Below are 16,193 nucleotides of genomic sequence, written 5' to 3' on the forward strand. Positions count from 1 at the left end.
TTCTAATGGTGTTACTGCACGGAATGGTTGTGTGTAATAACCATGATGATTAAGGATATTCTTTGTAATAACTTATTTGGGGTGACAAATGATAAAATATGTCACTTTTGGTATGTTGACACAAATATTGGTATGTGTCACCCTTTGAGTGACACAAATATTGGTTTGTGTCACCCTTTGAGTGACACAAATATTCGTATGTGTCACCCTTTGTTGGAGGGAGTGATAGACAGATATAGTCAAAGTTAATAATTTATAAAAACGCAATAATAAAGATGGAGAGTTGATGATGTATAAGTCGACGCTAGAGGTAGAGAAATATAAAAGCCGCTTCTCAGTCATGGCATCTACTGCGGTATTGGCTGCTGTGCTGACGCCGGTAACCGAGCATGTCAGTGCAGCGGATTTTATGATTGAGGAAGTGGTTGTTACTGCTACCAAGCGAGAGCAAAGTATTCAGGATATCCCCGCATCCGTTTCGCAGGTCAGTGGTTCTGATCTTGAGGCTCGTGGTATTGGTGATATTGAGAACCTGAGTGCGCAAATACCTAATCTGCAATTTGGTAAATTGGGTGATACAGCGTTTATTACCATCAGGGGAATTGGCACAACCGTAGATTCTGGTGTAGCTGAGCCTGCCGTGGCTTCTTATGTTGATGGGGTTTTCCTGCCTCGTGCGACTATGTCGGCATTAAGGCAGGTTGATCTGGATCGAGTTGAGGTGCTGCGTGGACCACAAGGTACATTATATGGCCGAAATGCGACCGGCGGATCTATCAGTTTTGTATCCCGCGCTCCGACAGAGGAGTTTGAAGCGGGTATTCGCGTAGGCCTAAAAGACCGTGATGGTTATGCTGTGAGTGGATTTGCGTCTGGTCCTCTTTCCGATAAGGTGCTTTATCGTGTGAGTCTGGGGCAGGAGTCTCAGGATGGTTATGTAGATGTAGTTAACACCGGACAAGACATTGTAGAGACCGATGTGAAATACGGTCGGGTTGCGTTGCAAATTAACCCCTCTGATGAATTGATGATCGATTTGTCGGCTCAGCATGAGGCTAGCGATGCCGCAGTAGGGTTGCAACAGCTGCTTTCACCGGCAGTGTTGGTTGACTTTTTTGCCCCTGGGAATAATCAGACGCTTAAACCGAATAAAACCTATGGTGATGGTGATTTCTCTGGAGATGCTGAAACAACCATTGTCTCTGCTCGAGTCAATTGGGATATTTCTGATAGTGTATCGTTGCGAAGTGTAACAGGTTATGTTGATCATGATATTGTTGCCTCCTTTGATGCGGATGCAACCGATGCCTTTTATTCTGATTTGATTGATTCTGCACGTTCCTCAGAATCATTCAGTCAAGAATTCAATCTATACGGTGAAACAGAGAAGCTGAGTTGGTTGCTGGGCGCTTACTATTTTCAAGAAACCTTCTCCTTGGTATTGCCGGTAGATCTGCTATTGGCCGGCAGTGTGATCGCGGGCGATCTTAAGGAAGAAACAGAGTCCTATGCTTTCTTCACCGATTTGACTTACTCACTGACAGATCGTTTGAGAGTTAATGCCGGTCTGCGTTACAACGTTGAAGAAAAGGAATTCGAGTTCTTTGGGGTTAACGACAGTGAATTTGAAACTGACGACTTATTACCAAAATTAGGTCTTCAGTATGACCTGACCAATGACATCAATATCTATGCACATTGGCAACAAGGTATTAAGTCTGGTGGCCATCAGCTTAGCTCTTCTGATTTGTTTAAAGGGGAAGAGCTTGACGCCTATGAAGTGGGTGTGAAATCCCAGGCGATGGACGGCAGGCTCACGGTCAATGCTGCAGCGTTTTATTATGATTATACGGATCTGCAAGCAACGGCCACTATTCCTCCTGCCACCACATTGGTTGAAAATGCCGATGCTGAAGTGATGGGGGCTGAGCTTGAAGTCGTCTATAACCTAAATGAAGCCTTAAGTTTTAATGTCGGATTGTCTTTCCTGGATAGTGAATATTCCGATTTTACCTACAACGATCTCTATTCAAGCCAAACCCTGGATCTTGAGGGAGAAGAGTTGATTCGAGCTCCAGCCTATACCGCCAGTGTGGGAGCTGAGTGGGTGATACCTGTCGATGGTGATGTGTTGGATGACATTCGACTACGGGCAGAGATTTACCATTCGGATGACTATAAGCTTGCCTTTGTGGACTATGATGAAACTCATCAATCCTCTTATACCACGGCAAATGCGTCTATTGTCTTTAATGGTGTTTCGGAACAATTCCAGGTTAGAGCTTATGTTAACAATATAACCGATGAGTTGTACCTGAATAATGGTAGCTATTTGGCATCACTGGGCGGTTTTATTGGGCAGTATTCAGAGCCTAGAACCTACGGTGTATCTCTTGCCTATAACTTTTAAATTGCAAGATTGATGTTGAGGTCTCTCTCACTGTGTTGTTAGCCAATACAGTTTTTTGGCCGCCCTCGGGCGGCTTTTTTGTGAATTCCTCTTAGTGTTAATCAGTCACTTTCCATACAAACGTGTCTACAGATGAATATCAATAAAATACATCCAGAGTTGAGAAGGCTCGCTAAAAAACTTCCACCAGTTCCCATTCATTATTACTGGTTATTAAGAATTATGAGATTTACCTTGAAGATGATGGCTAGAAAGAGACCTTGTCTTGAGGGTGTCTTAACTCAAGATATTCCCCTTAAGCATGGAGAGATACGTGTCTATCAACCTGGCGGAGATAAATCAGGCGTTGGGGTATTGTGGATTCATGGTGGCGGGTTTGTTTCTGGCTGTGTCAGTATGGATGATCCTATTTGTTCCCGTTATGTAAGAGAACTGAATGCGGTTGTTATATCGGTTGAATACCGATTGGCCCCTGAACATCCTTACCCGGCGGGCAGTGATGATATTTTTGATGCATGGTTATGGTTTGTTGGAAATGCTGGAAAGTTAGGGGTAGACCCCAATCGTATTATTATTGCAGGCCAAAGTGGCGGCGGTGGGCAAGCTGCCTTCTTGGCTCAACGAATACTCGATTTTGGCGGTGTGCAGCCAATGGCCCAGTTATTGTTCTGTCCAATGCTTGATGACAGAACATGTAATAACCAAACGTTGGATAAAGAGAAACACCTATTGTGGAATAATAAGAATAATAGAGCAGCGTGGAGCTGGTACCTTGATTGTGAAGCGGGTTCCGATGAGGTGTTGGAGAGCGCTGTACCGGCACGCAGGGATAATCTTTCAGGGTTGCCTGTAACGTGGATAGGAATCGGAGATGCGGATCTCTTCTATGCAGAGAGTAAAGTTTATGCAGAGCGTCTTGAATTAGCTGGAGTTAAGGTAGAGTTGGATGTGGTTCAGGGCGGTTTTCACGGTTTTGAAGTAGCTGCTCCAGCTGCTCAGATTACTGTTGGATATTTTTCTCGGCATTTTTCCTTTATACGCCGAGTATTGAGTTCTTAATTATCAAAAAAGGCGGCCGAAGCCGCCGAGAGATAGCGATGTAGCACTATCCAAGAGAGACTGGTGAAATATCTGTGGCAGTTGTCGGTCAGTAATTTATCGCCGGCCTAATTTGCCACTCGATATATAAAACAAAGCTATTTTATTTGTTTTGAAATCATGCTCTTCATGGTGTTGCTATAGGGCGGTCTAAGTATTTTGAAGAGATCCATAGGCGATTGCTTAAAGACGGCTTTGGCATGACTGAAATTCTTAAAGCCATCAAACCCGTGATAACTTCCCATACCACTATCTCCGACACCGCCGAAGGGGAGGTCTTCCTGCATGATATGCGCCAGCATTTCATTGATGACCATACCGCCAGAGGTTGTTTGCAGCGTGAGCTGGTCGATTTCTTTTGCCGTGTTACCGAAGTAATAAAGCGCTAGAGGCCTGGGTTGTTCATTGATCGTGTTAATAACATCTTGCAAGTTATCGTAGGTGAATACAGAGAATAAGCCTCCGAATACCTCTTCCTGGAAGATACGGCTCTCCGAGGGAGGGTTGATAACCGCCGTTGGTAAAATTCTACGGCCTTGGCTGTTGGCATCAGACAGTGACACCACCCGTGCACCGCTGGCTCTTACCTCGGATTCCATTTCCTTCAGGCGATCGGCGTGGCGCTGAGTAATGATGTGTGTATATTCTTCGTCTTTAGCGGTATCAGGGAACATCTTCTTGACGCTATTTTTGCAGGCGTCTAGAAATGTTTCCAAATGTTGCGCGGGAATAAAGATGTTATCCGGGCAAAGGCAGATCTGACCGCCATTTAACGTTTTTGCCCACATAATTTTTTCTGCGGCAAGCTTGATGTTGGCCGAAGAAGAAATCACAACAGGGTTCTTTCCGCCCAGCTCCAGTGTTAGTGGAATCAGGTTCGAGGCAGCAGTCTGGGAAACGTATCGTGCTATTTGGGTCGAACCGGTAAACAGCAAGTGATCAAATTTTAACTTGGAAAACTCAGCTGAAACATCCGGCCCACCCTGTACAACAGCGAGTTCTGTTGTATCAAAATTCGCGGTAATCGCTTCTGCCATCGCTTGTGATGAATGCGGACTGAGCTCAGATGGTTTCAGCATAATGCGGTTACCGGCACCAAAAATATCGGCCATTGGTGAGAGCGCCAACTGAATAGGGAAGTTCCAGGGGGAGATGTTGCCGACAATACCCATGGGAAGGTATCGGACTTCAGACTTCGCTCCCAGTAAGCCCATAGGGAATTTGCTTTTACGTTTCTCCGGCTTCATCCAGTGCTTCACATGCTTGCGAACATGTTTGAGGTTGTCCAAAGTCGGCATGAGATCGGAAGACCGCGTCATCATAGGTGAGCGGTTCTCAAAATCTTCCATGACGGCAGCAACAAACTGATTCTGGTTCTTAACGACCATATCGATCATCCGATTAATACGGTCAACGCGCAGTTCCAGGCTTGGATAAGGATCTTTTAATTGTGCCTTGCGTTGCTCATTTAACAGGTGTTGCATTTGAGCTGCACTGGCTACTGATGTCTCGTTCGCTGTCATGATAACTCCTGATTTATCCCGCCATTTTGTGGACCAGTGCTTCACACTGCTTTTGGTTCATATATTTCGGTACCGGGTAGCTGTAATGTGACTCTTTTAATGCCGCTTTAGCAATGGCCGGAATATCGCTGGTTTTGAGAGAATCCAATGTTTCAGGAATACTCAGATAAGTATTCAGCTCGCGAACCGCATCAATAAATTTTTGCGCGAGTACGGCATTGGAGTCCGATGGAGAACCCAAGTTCAAGGCTGTGGCCAGTTGCGCCATACGGTCCTGGCTGGCATCTTTTAAAAACTCAAGAATATGAGGCAGTACAATGGCGTTGGCCAATCCGTGGGGGGTGTTGTAATGGCCACCAAATTGATGGGCAATACCGTGTACATAACCCAGTGCGGCTTTGTTAAATGCCAGTGCGGCATAAAAAGAGGCTACCGCCATACCTTCACGGGCTTCGACATTACTGCCATCATCGTAAGCCAGTTTGAGATTTTTAAAGGTTAATTTCACCGATGCTAGGGCATAAGCGTCTGACTCATCCGTGGCCAGTGTAGAAAGATACGCTTCAACGGCGTGTGTCAGTGCATCAATACCTGTTGCGGCGGTAATCGCAGGCGGCAGGCCCAGCATAATGTTCGGGTCGAGAGCAGCAGCAACGGGGACAGTTTTAGGGTCTGCGATAATGCCTTTTTCATGAGTGGCAGGATCAGAAACTACGGCAGCCAGAGAAACTTCCGAACCTGTACCGGCGGTGGTTGGTACGGCGAAAAGCGGTAACCCTGGCGTTTTAGCTTTAAAGTAGCCCACCAGCTGCTCCGGAGATTTCTTATTGGTCGCTGCCAGTGAGATCAATTTGGCGGCATCAATAGAAGAGCCTCCGCCGAATGCCAGAATGGCATCACATTGATTGGCTTTTACCATCTCAAGGCCTTCGTACACCTGGGCAAACGTCGGGTTAGGCTCTACTCCATCATAGACGCTTACCTCGATACCGGATTGAGCAAACAGTGCTTTGGCGGAATCCAATAGTCCCATTTTATGTAGCATGGCATCAGTCACAATAAGGACGCGTGAATGACCCAGTTGGGCAATATTCTTGCACAGCTGTAACGAAGAGTCAGGTCCGGCATAAACCGTGGGCTTGGGCTGCGGAATAATTTTTATCATAAGTCCCGTTACAAACATAATGAACTTATAAAATAGGGTCTGAATAGTGAACATTGCTTAATCGCTCCAATAATGCGTGTTTGAACCTTGATTAGCTTTTTATCGTGTCTCGGTTAAACGCGTTCTTAAATGCGTGATACTTAAGGATCACGTTCATAGCAAACGTGACGCCTTTTGTTTTCATTTTTTGTTTTAACGGGCTTTGTTGTTTTTTAGCCAGTTCTAAATCACCCGATGCCACCAGCGCACTGATTGCACCGTCATCAAGTTGAAGAAGTTCTTTGGCGACTTCCCGGGTATGTTCTGCGAGAACAGGTGCAGGCTTAATAATAGGTTGGGGCAGGTTTTGACTGAAACCCACTGGACCATTTTCGGTTTCAAGCGGACGGCCTGCGGTTGGCTGATGCAGTGTGTTAAAGAATTTTCTGGCCTGGAAGTGTGGGTTACCCAGAAACTCAGTCAGACGCAGCATATTACCTGCAGGTACTTGCTCACGTTGACACAGGCGCATTATCTCGTATGGCGATCGAGTACGTGTCCATTCAGAAACTATATGGGTGATTTCGCTGGCGCACAGTAATCGCTGTTCGCTGGTTAAAAAGTGTGGATCGTTTGCAAGTTCAGGTTTTTTCATCGCGCGGCACAGGGCTTGCCACTGGGTATCGTTAGTCACTGAAATCGCTACCCATTCATCATCACCGTCGCAGGGGAATAATCCATTGGGTGCATTATGGGGTTCATTGCCACCTTTAGGCTTCAGGCTACCCGGGTTGAGTGATTCATTTAATAACTCTGTCGCTAATGCGTTAATAATGGTTTCAGCTTGCGACACATCGACAAAGCCACCGACTCCGGTTTGTTGCCGCTCAATCAATTTGGCCATAATGGCGACGGCGCTGATACGTGCGGCAAAGTGATCCGGGAAAATTGTGATACTGTCGCCACAAACGATGTCATTACCCGGGTAACGCCAAAGTCCGCTGAGGCCCGAGCTTGCCCTTACTAATGGGCCGTAGCCCATGGTTTTTGCTTTGGGACCGAAGCTACCCATGGCACTGCTTTCGGCGCAAATAATGCCAGGGTTCACTTCCTGGAGGATGTCAAACCCTAACCCCAAAGATTCCATGGTGCCGGGTTTAAAGTTTGAAATAACAATGTCTGCAGTTTTTACCAACTCCTTAAACAGCGCCTTGCCTTTATTGCTGCGCAGATTCAACCCTAATGAGCGCTTGTTGCGGTTAGCTTGGGCAAAGGAGATAGGGACGGGATTACCATCCAGGCTCTGGCGTAAACCATCAGCATATTTATGGTTTTCTACCTTGATGACATTGGCGCCCTGATCGGCAAATAAGCGACCTAAATCACCACCGGCGACAATGATGCCCAGATCAAGAACGGTAATGCCTGCCAGTGGTTTACGTAACGGTAAATGGCTGGTGGATTCTTGTTGGGGGGCCGCTTGTTTGGAAGGAATCTGGCTTAAAACCTGTTCGTTGTCTTGGCCCAACTTGGGTGCTGGTTGTTTGATGCCGATCCGTTGCTGATCAACACGGCAATAGCCGCTAGGTGCGAGACCGTTATCAGATCCAATCACATAATCGGTATACAGGCTTCTTTCCTGAAAGTGTACTTCATCGAATACTTCGGCAGGTAAACTTAAGGCGGCAATAGGAATGCCTCGTTTTTGTCCTTCAATCACAAGTTGTTCGCGAGGCTTATCAGAAAAGAACTCAGCCAGTAGTTTGTTGATTTTATCAACCTTCATAATGCGGTTGATATTGGTTTCATACTTTGGATGACGGAATGGGTGGTTATCCCCCAGCCATTCAGACATGCCTTGCCATTGTCTGGGGTTGAGAAGGCAGATACGGATATGGCCGTCAGCGCATTTGAAGATGGGGTACAACAGGGCAACCGATGGCAACTTGCCAGGAATCATTTTTACAATGGGTCTGCCATTAATCGCGGTTTCAATGGCTGTTCTGCCTGCGGCTGCACTGCCTGTAGCGCCGACACCGGGATCAAAGATTTGTGCCACTGCATCATTGATGGAAAAATCGAGTAGATCACCCTGGCCGTTATGCAGTTTTTGCCAGTAGGCCAGTAAAGCGACCCAGCAGGCCTGGATGGCCGCCGTTTCTGATGCCAGTTCACCGGGAGGGAGAATAGGGTCTGAACCATTGACGCCAGAACGAGATAGTACGGCGCCCATTGCAAGGTGCACAGCCTCAGATCCGATGAAATCTTTATAGGGACCGGTAAGCCCAAAGTCTGTCAGGCTTAAAACAATCAGGTCTTCACGGAGCTGACGAATATCTTCTGCTGACATACCGATAATGTTGTATTCGGCAGGGTTACGTCCATCGATTACCAGATCACAGCTTTGAATGAGCTGTTTGAATTTATCGAGATCTACAGGATCTGAGAAATTGAGCTTGATACTTTTTTTGTTGGCGTTGTGAATTTCGAAGTGCAGGCTGGTGCCGTTGTACACGGGTGCTCTATGTCGAGAGCGCATACCGTCTATGGGTTCTACCAGAATAACGTCAGCTCCCAGATCGGCGAGCAGGCGGCCGCAGCTTTGGCCTCTAAGATCACACAGATCAATAACGCGAATGCCTGATAGTAGCTTGGTGGTTTGCTGTTTATTCTCTGTCGTATTACTCATATCGCACGTCGTCATTCTTATTGTGGTTACAGATTTCCTCTTTATTGTCTACATTTGTCCTCATATGGAACATGATGATTGCGGTCTTTTGGCGGATATTCGAGGCGATAGCATCATAATAAAAAAGGCGGCCGAAGCCGCCAGTCAAGAGAGGAGGTTAAAATCGTATTGATATTTTAGAAAGAGCCTCTTAAGGTGATTCCGTAAGTTCGTGGTGCTCCCGCATAGGCGCCCATATCCCCTGTTTGTAGTGGGGTGCTGAAGGCATAGGTGGCATAGTCTTTTCCTGCCAGGTTTTGCCCCCACAGCTCCAATTGCCAGCCTTGGTCTTCTGACACCAAGGCGAGATTGGCGTTAATCAGACCAAGGTTGTCATCCTTAGCTAAGGTGTTTGAACTGATATATTGAGAACTGCGATATTGATATTGTACGCGCCCGGTAAGGCTAAAGTTATCGGCAATGGGCTGCTCAAAATTTAATGCTGCATTTGCCGTAACATGGGGAGCCCATTTCATTCGCTGGTTTGATAAGGATTCATCAATAGCGTCATCACGACCATATTTGGCGTAAGGTAGCCAGGTTGCGTCCAATGAGGCCGAGAAAGTGTCATTGAGCTGTACCATATTCTCGAATTCAATACCGTAGGACTTAGCGGAATCGGCATTTAAAATCGTGAACTGTAGGCCAACAAATTGAGCAACTTGCAGATCCTGAACTTCATTGTAGAAGGCGGCAATATTCGCTCGAGCTCTGCCATCCCAGTAAGTCGTTTTCAGGCCAAGCTCGACCCCATCAATGGTTTCTGGATCATAGGTTGGGTCAAGCGGTGTTGCTCCAAGTACCAAGGCTGGGTTATTGGCAGCAGTACCAGCAGCGTTGGCATCAATGTTTACGCCACCGGCCTTAAAACCGTGGTTTAATGTCAGGTAGGCCATGGTGTCTTCATTGACAAAATACTGCAAACCCAATGTGCCGCTGAAGGCTCTGTCAGTGTGATCTTCATCATAGGCTGGAGAGGGCATTACACCTAATGTTGAGAAGGGGTTAAGTAATCCTGCACAACCTGGGCCGCCAAAACCAGCGGGTACATGGGTTAAGTTGCCTAGTGCGGTACAGGCTGCCTGTTCTACAGGAACCGATGCTGCTGTAACGCCTATGACTCCAGTACGGGTATCAATAAAATCATTTAAGAAGGAGCCAGACTTCTTCTCTTCGGAATAGCGTAGGCCTGCAACCAGCTTCCATTGCTCGCCCAAGTCAAAATTGGCGTGTGCAAAAATAGCGATGGATTCTGCTTCGGCTTCCATGATTTCGGAAGCGAATAATCCTGCTTGAGCATCGGTATCAATTGCGACAGTATTAGAAATTGCTTCACTAATTAGGCCGGAGATGACTGTGTCGTAATAAAAGTTAGCATCACTACCCCAGTATAAATCCCTTTCAGCTTCAATATCTTCTTTTGAGTAGAACAGACCAAGAATGTAGTCACCATTGAGTGATTCGATATCCCCCGCAAAGGTAAATTCTTGTGAAAAGAAGTCACTTTTGAATTCCTCATCCAGAATGAGTAAGTCTGCACCGCTAAAATCACCATCAGCCTGATCTTGGATTAAACTATATTGGCGGTAAGCAGTTGTTGAGGTTAGAACACCTGCATCGGTGTCGTATTCAACTTTTAAAACTAATCCTTCATCGTCAACAGTCTGCTTGGTTTTGGTATTTAGTGCAGATTCAAAATCGCCTAAATCATCGGAGGGGAGTGTAAGGCCATTACCCAGCTGTATGGCATCGGTTAAGGCTGTGATATCAGAATCAATCAGGTCAGTAGTGCCATAACCAACATTGCCTTCGGACTTCAGCTTGTCTGCAATCAGGTGAACAGAAAGCTCTTCATTAGGTTGCCAGAGCCATTGTAATTTAATGGCCTCAGTATCCTTACCATTTAGATCGTCCCCAGTATTCACATCTTCATAGAAGCCATCATCTTCCGAGTATAGGGCAGCTATACGTACAGCTGAAGAGTCTGACAGCGGGATATTAATTGCAGCCTTATAATCTTGAGATCCAAAATTACCAAAGCCGATGTTGTAGGATGTTTCAACGTCTTCAAATGAGGGAAGTGTAGAATTAATAATAACCGCGCCAGCTGAGGTGTTTTTTCCAAACAGGGTACCTTGCGGACCACGTAGTATCTGTAGGCTATCGACATCCAGGAAGCTTTCCAAAGCGGCGCCTGACCGTGTTCTGTAAACCCCGTCTATAAATACGCCTACACCGCCCTCGAAGCTGCGAGAATTACCCACTGTCCCCAAGCCGCGAACCACAATATTTGCCGAAGCGCTGGAATTGTTAGAGACATTGAATTGTACACTAGGGGAAATAGCCGATACATTGGCGATATTTTCAACGCGTGCTTGTGCTAATGCTTCGCTGTCTGCTGCTGTTACAGACAGTGGCACTTCACTTAGTGATTCCTCTCGACGTTGAGCGGTTACAACAATTTCTTCCAGTGTTGCAATAGATTGTCCTGAATCTTGTGCATAGGTCAGAGGGGTTGAACAGGCAGCAATAGCCGCTGCTAAAGGTATTACTCTCGTTTTCATCATGACGTATCTCTCACTGATGCTAGACAGGCTGCTAAGAATAGAAGGTGCTGAATAGCGATCGCTTTATATTATTTTGATTGCATACCCCTCATTAAGGAGGCGTATGAAAGGTTAGGTTAGAGAGAAAGGCGGAGTGACTGAATGATAAAAACGGACACTGAGTCCGATTTATGGGGGCTGAGTTTACTGGTGTTGGTGTGATTCGCGGTATTCACTGGGTGAAATGGATTCCCATACCTTAAAGGCATTTGAGAAGGCGGCAGCTTCACTAAAGCCCAGCATTTCGGCTATGGCGTCTAACGGCAGATCGGATTTTAAATAGCGTTTAGCCAGTTCAGCTCTGACCTCATTGACCAGAGTTTGGTAGTGTTCACCTTCTTGAGACAGTTTCCTGCGAAGTGTTCTGGGAGTGCAGCCAAGCTTCTCCGCCACCTCATTGGCTTTTGGGAAATAGCCTGGTTCAGATAGGATGATCTCCTTAATCTGGGATATCAATTCTGAGCGTGCTTGAAATGTGTGCATTATCTTGCGACATTGTTCCAGGCACTTTCTTGAAAACTCTGGGTCGCTTTCAGGGAAGGGGCGGAGCATGTCTTCCTTTTTGATAAGGATTTCATTGCGGTGGTGGCCAAATTCAACTTCGCAGCCAAAACTCTTTTCATAAAGAGCCTTGTTGCAGTCGTTATGCATCAGATGAATCTTTCTGAAGATATTTTGGTGATCATAGTAAGAGGTTGCAATGGATATTACAGCCTTTACGGCTCTGTCTGAAAAAACCTGGAGAAGATGTTCAGGTACTTCGTACTGCTTTTCTAGCGCTATGCCTCCAAAGTCATCCTGCTTGATCATCACGGGTTTGAAATAAGTCAGTGTGAGCGGCGAATAGCTGGTGGCTATCTTGATCGATTCTTCCATGTTTTTAGCGGACATTTGTGCATAGCCGAGTATGCCCAAAGAGTCCGCGCTGTAGGCAGTACCTAGCTCCAGCCCTATATGGGGAGAGCCTGATAGCCTCAATATATTCTCATACAGGGTAAATTCTTGTTCTAGGGAAATGCCGCCTCGCAACTCATCAGAGGCGCTGAGCTGATCTACCGTTATACCTGTGTCATTCAGGCAGGCTTTGAGATCGAACCCCAAATAGACCATTTTATCCAGCACGGGCTTAATACCTTTTAAGCGTAAGGCTGAGAATATTGCGGGCGGTTGGGACGAGGTCATGTCAAGCCTTTGAAAAGAGGACTTTTACTGTTCTTTTGGTCATATCTTAGCTTGGCGGTTGATTGTCCGCAATCATCATAAATCATAGATCGAGTCTTTGATATTCTGACAAATTAGATCGTAAGTTGTTGCCTAAGCATTAAACGATTGTACGAATTTAGGTGAGTGATGGAGTATAAATTGATATGGCGCTTGAAGTCCTGGAATCGGGGGGGGAAACTGCAGACCCGAATAAGCCTCCATTGCTATTTATCCACGGTGTATTGCACGGAGCCTGGTGTTGGGAGCTATTTCTCGACTATTTCTCGCGTGAAGGGTTCGCCTGTTATGCTTTGAGTCTTCGAGGGCATGGAGGCTCCCCGATTGCTGGCCCGCTCAGTAAGGTTGGCATTAAAGATTATGTTGATGATGTCAGAACTACGGTTTCCGATATTGAAAACCGTCATGGCCCATCACCAGTGCTGATCGGTCACTCTATGGGTGGTTTTATTGTTCAAAAGTATTTGGAGCGTTTTTGGGCTCCGCGCACGGTTCTCCTTGCTTCTGCGCCGCCTCGCGGAGTATTTAAAACGATGCTACGAATGTTTTTACGATCTCCTATTATGTCTCTAAAGGTGCTGGGGTTGCGGGATATGCGCTATATGATTTCTGATAACCAGCTGACACGTGCTTTTGCCTTTAGTGAAGAAATGCCTGAGGAAGATGTTACCCGTTATCGATTACTGATGGGGGAGGAATCTTTTAAGGCTTTTCTGGATATGCTGCTTCACTTGCCGAAAACAAAGCTGATTGTGTCGGATATGATGGTAGTAGGCTCTGATAGCGACAGTGTTTTTTCGATGGAGCAAGTTAGGCAAACCGCTAAAGCCTATAACGCAGAGCTACAGTTATTTCAGGGAATGGGTCATGATATGATGCTTGAGCCGCGCTGGAAATCGGTCGCGGAGGCTATTCACCAGTGGCTTTCTCGATAAACTCCTACCTCAAAGTATTCTCATTACAATGTCCTCTTTCATCATGTTGGGAGCGAAGGAGTTTAAGTAGTCTTACATCTCTAGCTATTGCGAAAAATCCATAAAAATCGCAGATATTTAGCCATTTTCTATTGAGTGATGTAAGTTTTATGAGTAGCCAAGATAATACCCCTATCATTGTTGGTGTTGGCCAGTTTACCCAGCCCGTTCCCGAAGACCTCCAAGCCTGCATGTCCCACTATGAGTTGGCGGCAGAAGCCTCTCGTCATGCAATTGAAGATGCTAACTGCGCTACAGCGTTAGGCTCTCATATCGACACCGTTGTAGGTGTTAGAACCTTTGCCGATTCCACCCCAACCTGGGGATGCCCGTTTGGTGGCAGTAACAATTTCCCCCGTTCGGTGGCAAATCGTGTAGGCGCCGATCCTAAGCGAGCCGTGTATGAAGTGATTGGTGGCCAATCACCGCAAAAGCTGGTGGGTGAATATTTTGAAAAACTCAATGCCGGTGAATGTGAAATGGTGCTGCTCACCGGCGGTGAAGCCATGGCCAGTATTAAGGTGGCGGGTAAGCAGAAGGTAAAACTGGATTGGCGTGAGAAGGTCGATGGTAGCCTGGACGATCGTGGTCGCTTTGACGGTTTCCATATGGTAACGCGCATGGAGTTTGAGCATAAGCTTCTGCAACCGATACAGTTTTACGGCTTGATGGAGCAGGCACGCCGTGGTGAGCTGGGCATGGATGAGTCCGCATATAACAGTGTCATGGCACAAGAGCTGTCGAAATTATCGGAAGTTGCCGCGAATAACCCTTATTCAATGTATCGGGCCTTTTATTCACAGGCTGATTTACTGGATGAGTCAGAAAGCAATCCCATGATTTGCTCTCCTTACCGCAAACATCTGGTAGCCAAAGACGGTGTGAACCAGGCTGCTGCATTACTGCTGACGACCGTGGGCAAGGCAAAATCTTTGGGTATCCCGCAGGACAAATGGGTATTCCTGCACGGTTATGCGGATACGAAAGAACGTGTATTGCTGAAGCGAGAAAAACTGGGGCGTTCTCAGGCCATGGCGTGGGCGTTAAAAGGCGCCTTGTCTGCAGCGGGTAAAGACAGCAGTGAAATTGATCAGTTTGATATTTACAGCTGCTTCCCGATTGTTATTAGCGAAGCTCGCGATATTTTGGGTATTACGCAAGATGATCCAAGGCCATTAACTCAAACCGGTGGCTTGGCTTTCTTTGGTGGGCCGGGTAACAACTACACCATGCACGGTATTGCTTCACTGATTGAAAACCTGCGCACCAAACCCGGAACATTTGGCATGGCGTATGGTAATGGCGGCTGGATGTCCAAGCATTCTGTGGGTGTTTATTCAACGCAAGCGCCGACAGAAGCTTGGCAAGCGTGTGATAGTCAGCCTTGGCAAGCGTTTGTGGATGAAGCCCCGGACGTAGAGACAGAATTATATCCTCAGGGGGAAGCGGTACTGGAAGCCTATACCATCAATTGCTTTAAAGGTAATCCGCTCAACAGTGTTGTGATCGGGCGCTTGAAAGACAGCGGTAAACGCTTCTACGCGGTGAATCCATTTTTTGATGCAGAGACATTACAGCAAACATTGCAGGGCGATAAGCTGGGATCGACTATTTATGTAGAAGCCGATCCGAAGGGCAACCGCTACGCCTATTCTGAACAGAAACTGGCGGAGTTTTCTCCACAGCCGGTTCATGAATTTAAAGATAGTTATGAATTCAACAAGGTTGAGCGTGATGGCCATATCCTAAAGGTCACCATGAACCGACCTGAAGCACGCAACGCCTTGCATCCACCGGCAAACCAGGAATTGGAAGACATTTTTAATGCCTTTGAAGCTGAAGATGAATTATGGGCAGCTATTATCACTGCCGAAGGCGATGCTTCTTTCTCTGCCGGTAATGACTTGAAATATATGGCATCGGGTCAGGAGTTCTGGATTCCTAAAACCGGCTTTGCGGGTTTAACCTCAAGAGTTAACCGTACTAAACCGATTATTGCTGCGGTAAATGGTTTGGCTTTGGGTGGTGGTCTGGAAATTGCCATGGCGACCGATATTATCGTGGCTGTTGATCATGCACAGTTTGGTTTACCGGAAGTAAAAGTCGGGCTGTTTGCTGGTGCGGGTGGAGTACAGCGTCTGGGCCGTCAGATTGGCACTAAGAAAGCGATGGAAATGATGTTAACCGGTGAGCCTATTAATGCCGAGGAAGCACTTGAAGCGGGTTTGATTAACTATGTGGTTAGTCCCGATCAATTACTGGCTAAAGCAGAAGAATTAGCTGAAAAGATAACCGCGGTTTCTCCGGTATCAGTAAGAGCCAGTATGCAGCTTTACAATGAAAGCTCAACACTGGCGAGTACCGATGAGGCGGTCACTATGCCGCATTCGGTATTTGATAACCTGCTCAATAGCGAAGATTTCTTTGAGGGATCTACCGCATTTGCGCAGAAGCGCAAACCTCAATGGCGTGGCCGATAGGGCTGGGTG

9 protein-coding genes are annotated in these 16,193 nt (G+C 46.6%); 4 read left to right on the top strand and 5 right to left on the bottom strand.

Going from position 1 to position 16,193, the window contains the following annotated elements:
- Positions 1-286: 286 nt before the first annotated feature.
- Together ACGHZ6_RS03865 and ACGHZ6_RS03870 are read left to right on the top strand one after the other, a co-directional pair.
- The gene (locus ACGHZ6_RS03865) at positions 287-2,410 is read left to right on the top strand and encodes a TonB-dependent receptor (RefSeq protein ID WP_390617483.1); all 2,124 of its coding nucleotides are present in this window, start codon (positions 287-289) and stop codon (positions 2,408-2,410) included.
- Between the two features lie 132 nt (positions 2,411-2,542).
- The gene (locus ACGHZ6_RS03870; RefSeq protein WP_390617484.1) at positions 2,543-3,469 is read left to right on the top strand and encodes an alpha/beta hydrolase; all 927 of its coding nucleotides are present in this window, start codon (positions 2,543-2,545) and stop codon (positions 3,467-3,469) included.
- Positions 3,470-3,606: 137 nt separating this feature from the next.
- Here ACGHZ6_RS03870 and ACGHZ6_RS03875 read toward each other — a convergent pair whose 3' ends face one another.
- The 5 genes from ACGHZ6_RS03875 to ACGHZ6_RS03895 all read right to left on the bottom strand — a co-directional run bounded on the left by ACGHZ6_RS03875 (position 3,607) and on the right by ACGHZ6_RS03895 (position 12,691).
- Positions 3,607-5,031 carry a coniferyl aldehyde dehydrogenase gene (locus tag ACGHZ6_RS03875; RefSeq protein ID WP_390617485.1) on the bottom strand — a complete coding sequence of 475 codons (1,425 nt, stop codon included), beginning with the start codon at positions 5,029-5,031 and terminating at the stop codon, positions 3,607-3,609.
- Between the two features lie 13 nt (positions 5,032-5,044).
- Complete coding sequence (locus tag ACGHZ6_RS03880) at positions 5,045-6,196, bottom strand: iron-containing alcohol dehydrogenase (protein WP_390617486.1); 1,152 nt, start codon at positions 6,194-6,196, stop codon at positions 5,045-5,047.
- A gap of 91 nt (positions 6,197-6,287) precedes the next feature.
- Complete coding sequence (locus tag ACGHZ6_RS03885; protein WP_390617487.1) at positions 6,288-8,864, bottom strand: CoA transferase; 2,577 nt, start codon at positions 8,862-8,864, stop codon at positions 6,288-6,290.
- A 176-nt stretch (positions 8,865-9,040) separates the two neighbouring features.
- On the bottom strand, positions 9,041-11,470 hold the full coding sequence (locus ACGHZ6_RS03890) for a TonB-dependent receptor (RefSeq protein ID WP_390617488.1): 2,430 nt from the start codon (positions 11,468-11,470) through the stop codon (positions 9,041-9,043).
- A gap of 183 nt (positions 11,471-11,653) precedes the next feature.
- The gene (locus ACGHZ6_RS03895) at positions 11,654-12,691 is read right to left on the bottom strand and encodes an AraC family transcriptional regulator ligand-binding domain-containing protein (RefSeq protein ID WP_390617489.1); all 1,038 of its coding nucleotides are present in this window, start codon (positions 12,689-12,691) and stop codon (positions 11,654-11,656) included.
- Between the two features lie 185 nt (positions 12,692-12,876).
- On the opposite strand from ACGHZ6_RS03895, the gene ACGHZ6_RS03900 reads away from it, so the two are divergent.
- Together ACGHZ6_RS03900 and ACGHZ6_RS03905 are read left to right on the top strand one after the other, a co-directional pair.
- Complete coding sequence (locus ACGHZ6_RS03900; RefSeq protein WP_390617490.1) at positions 12,877-13,665, top strand: alpha/beta hydrolase; 789 nt, start codon at positions 12,877-12,879, stop codon at positions 13,663-13,665.
- A gap of 149 nt (positions 13,666-13,814) precedes the next feature.
- The gene (locus tag ACGHZ6_RS03905; RefSeq protein ID WP_390617491.1) at positions 13,815-16,184 is read left to right on the top strand and encodes an enoyl-CoA hydratase-related protein; all 2,370 of its coding nucleotides are present in this window, start codon (positions 13,815-13,817) and stop codon (positions 16,182-16,184) included.
- Positions 16,185-16,193: the final 9 nt, after the last annotated feature.

The sequence above is a fragment of the Maricurvus nonylphenolicus genome, from assembly GCF_042854845.1.
In the GTDB taxonomy this organism is placed as follows: domain Bacteria; phylum Pseudomonadota; class Gammaproteobacteria; order Pseudomonadales; family Cellvibrionaceae; genus Maricurvus; species Maricurvus nonylphenolicus.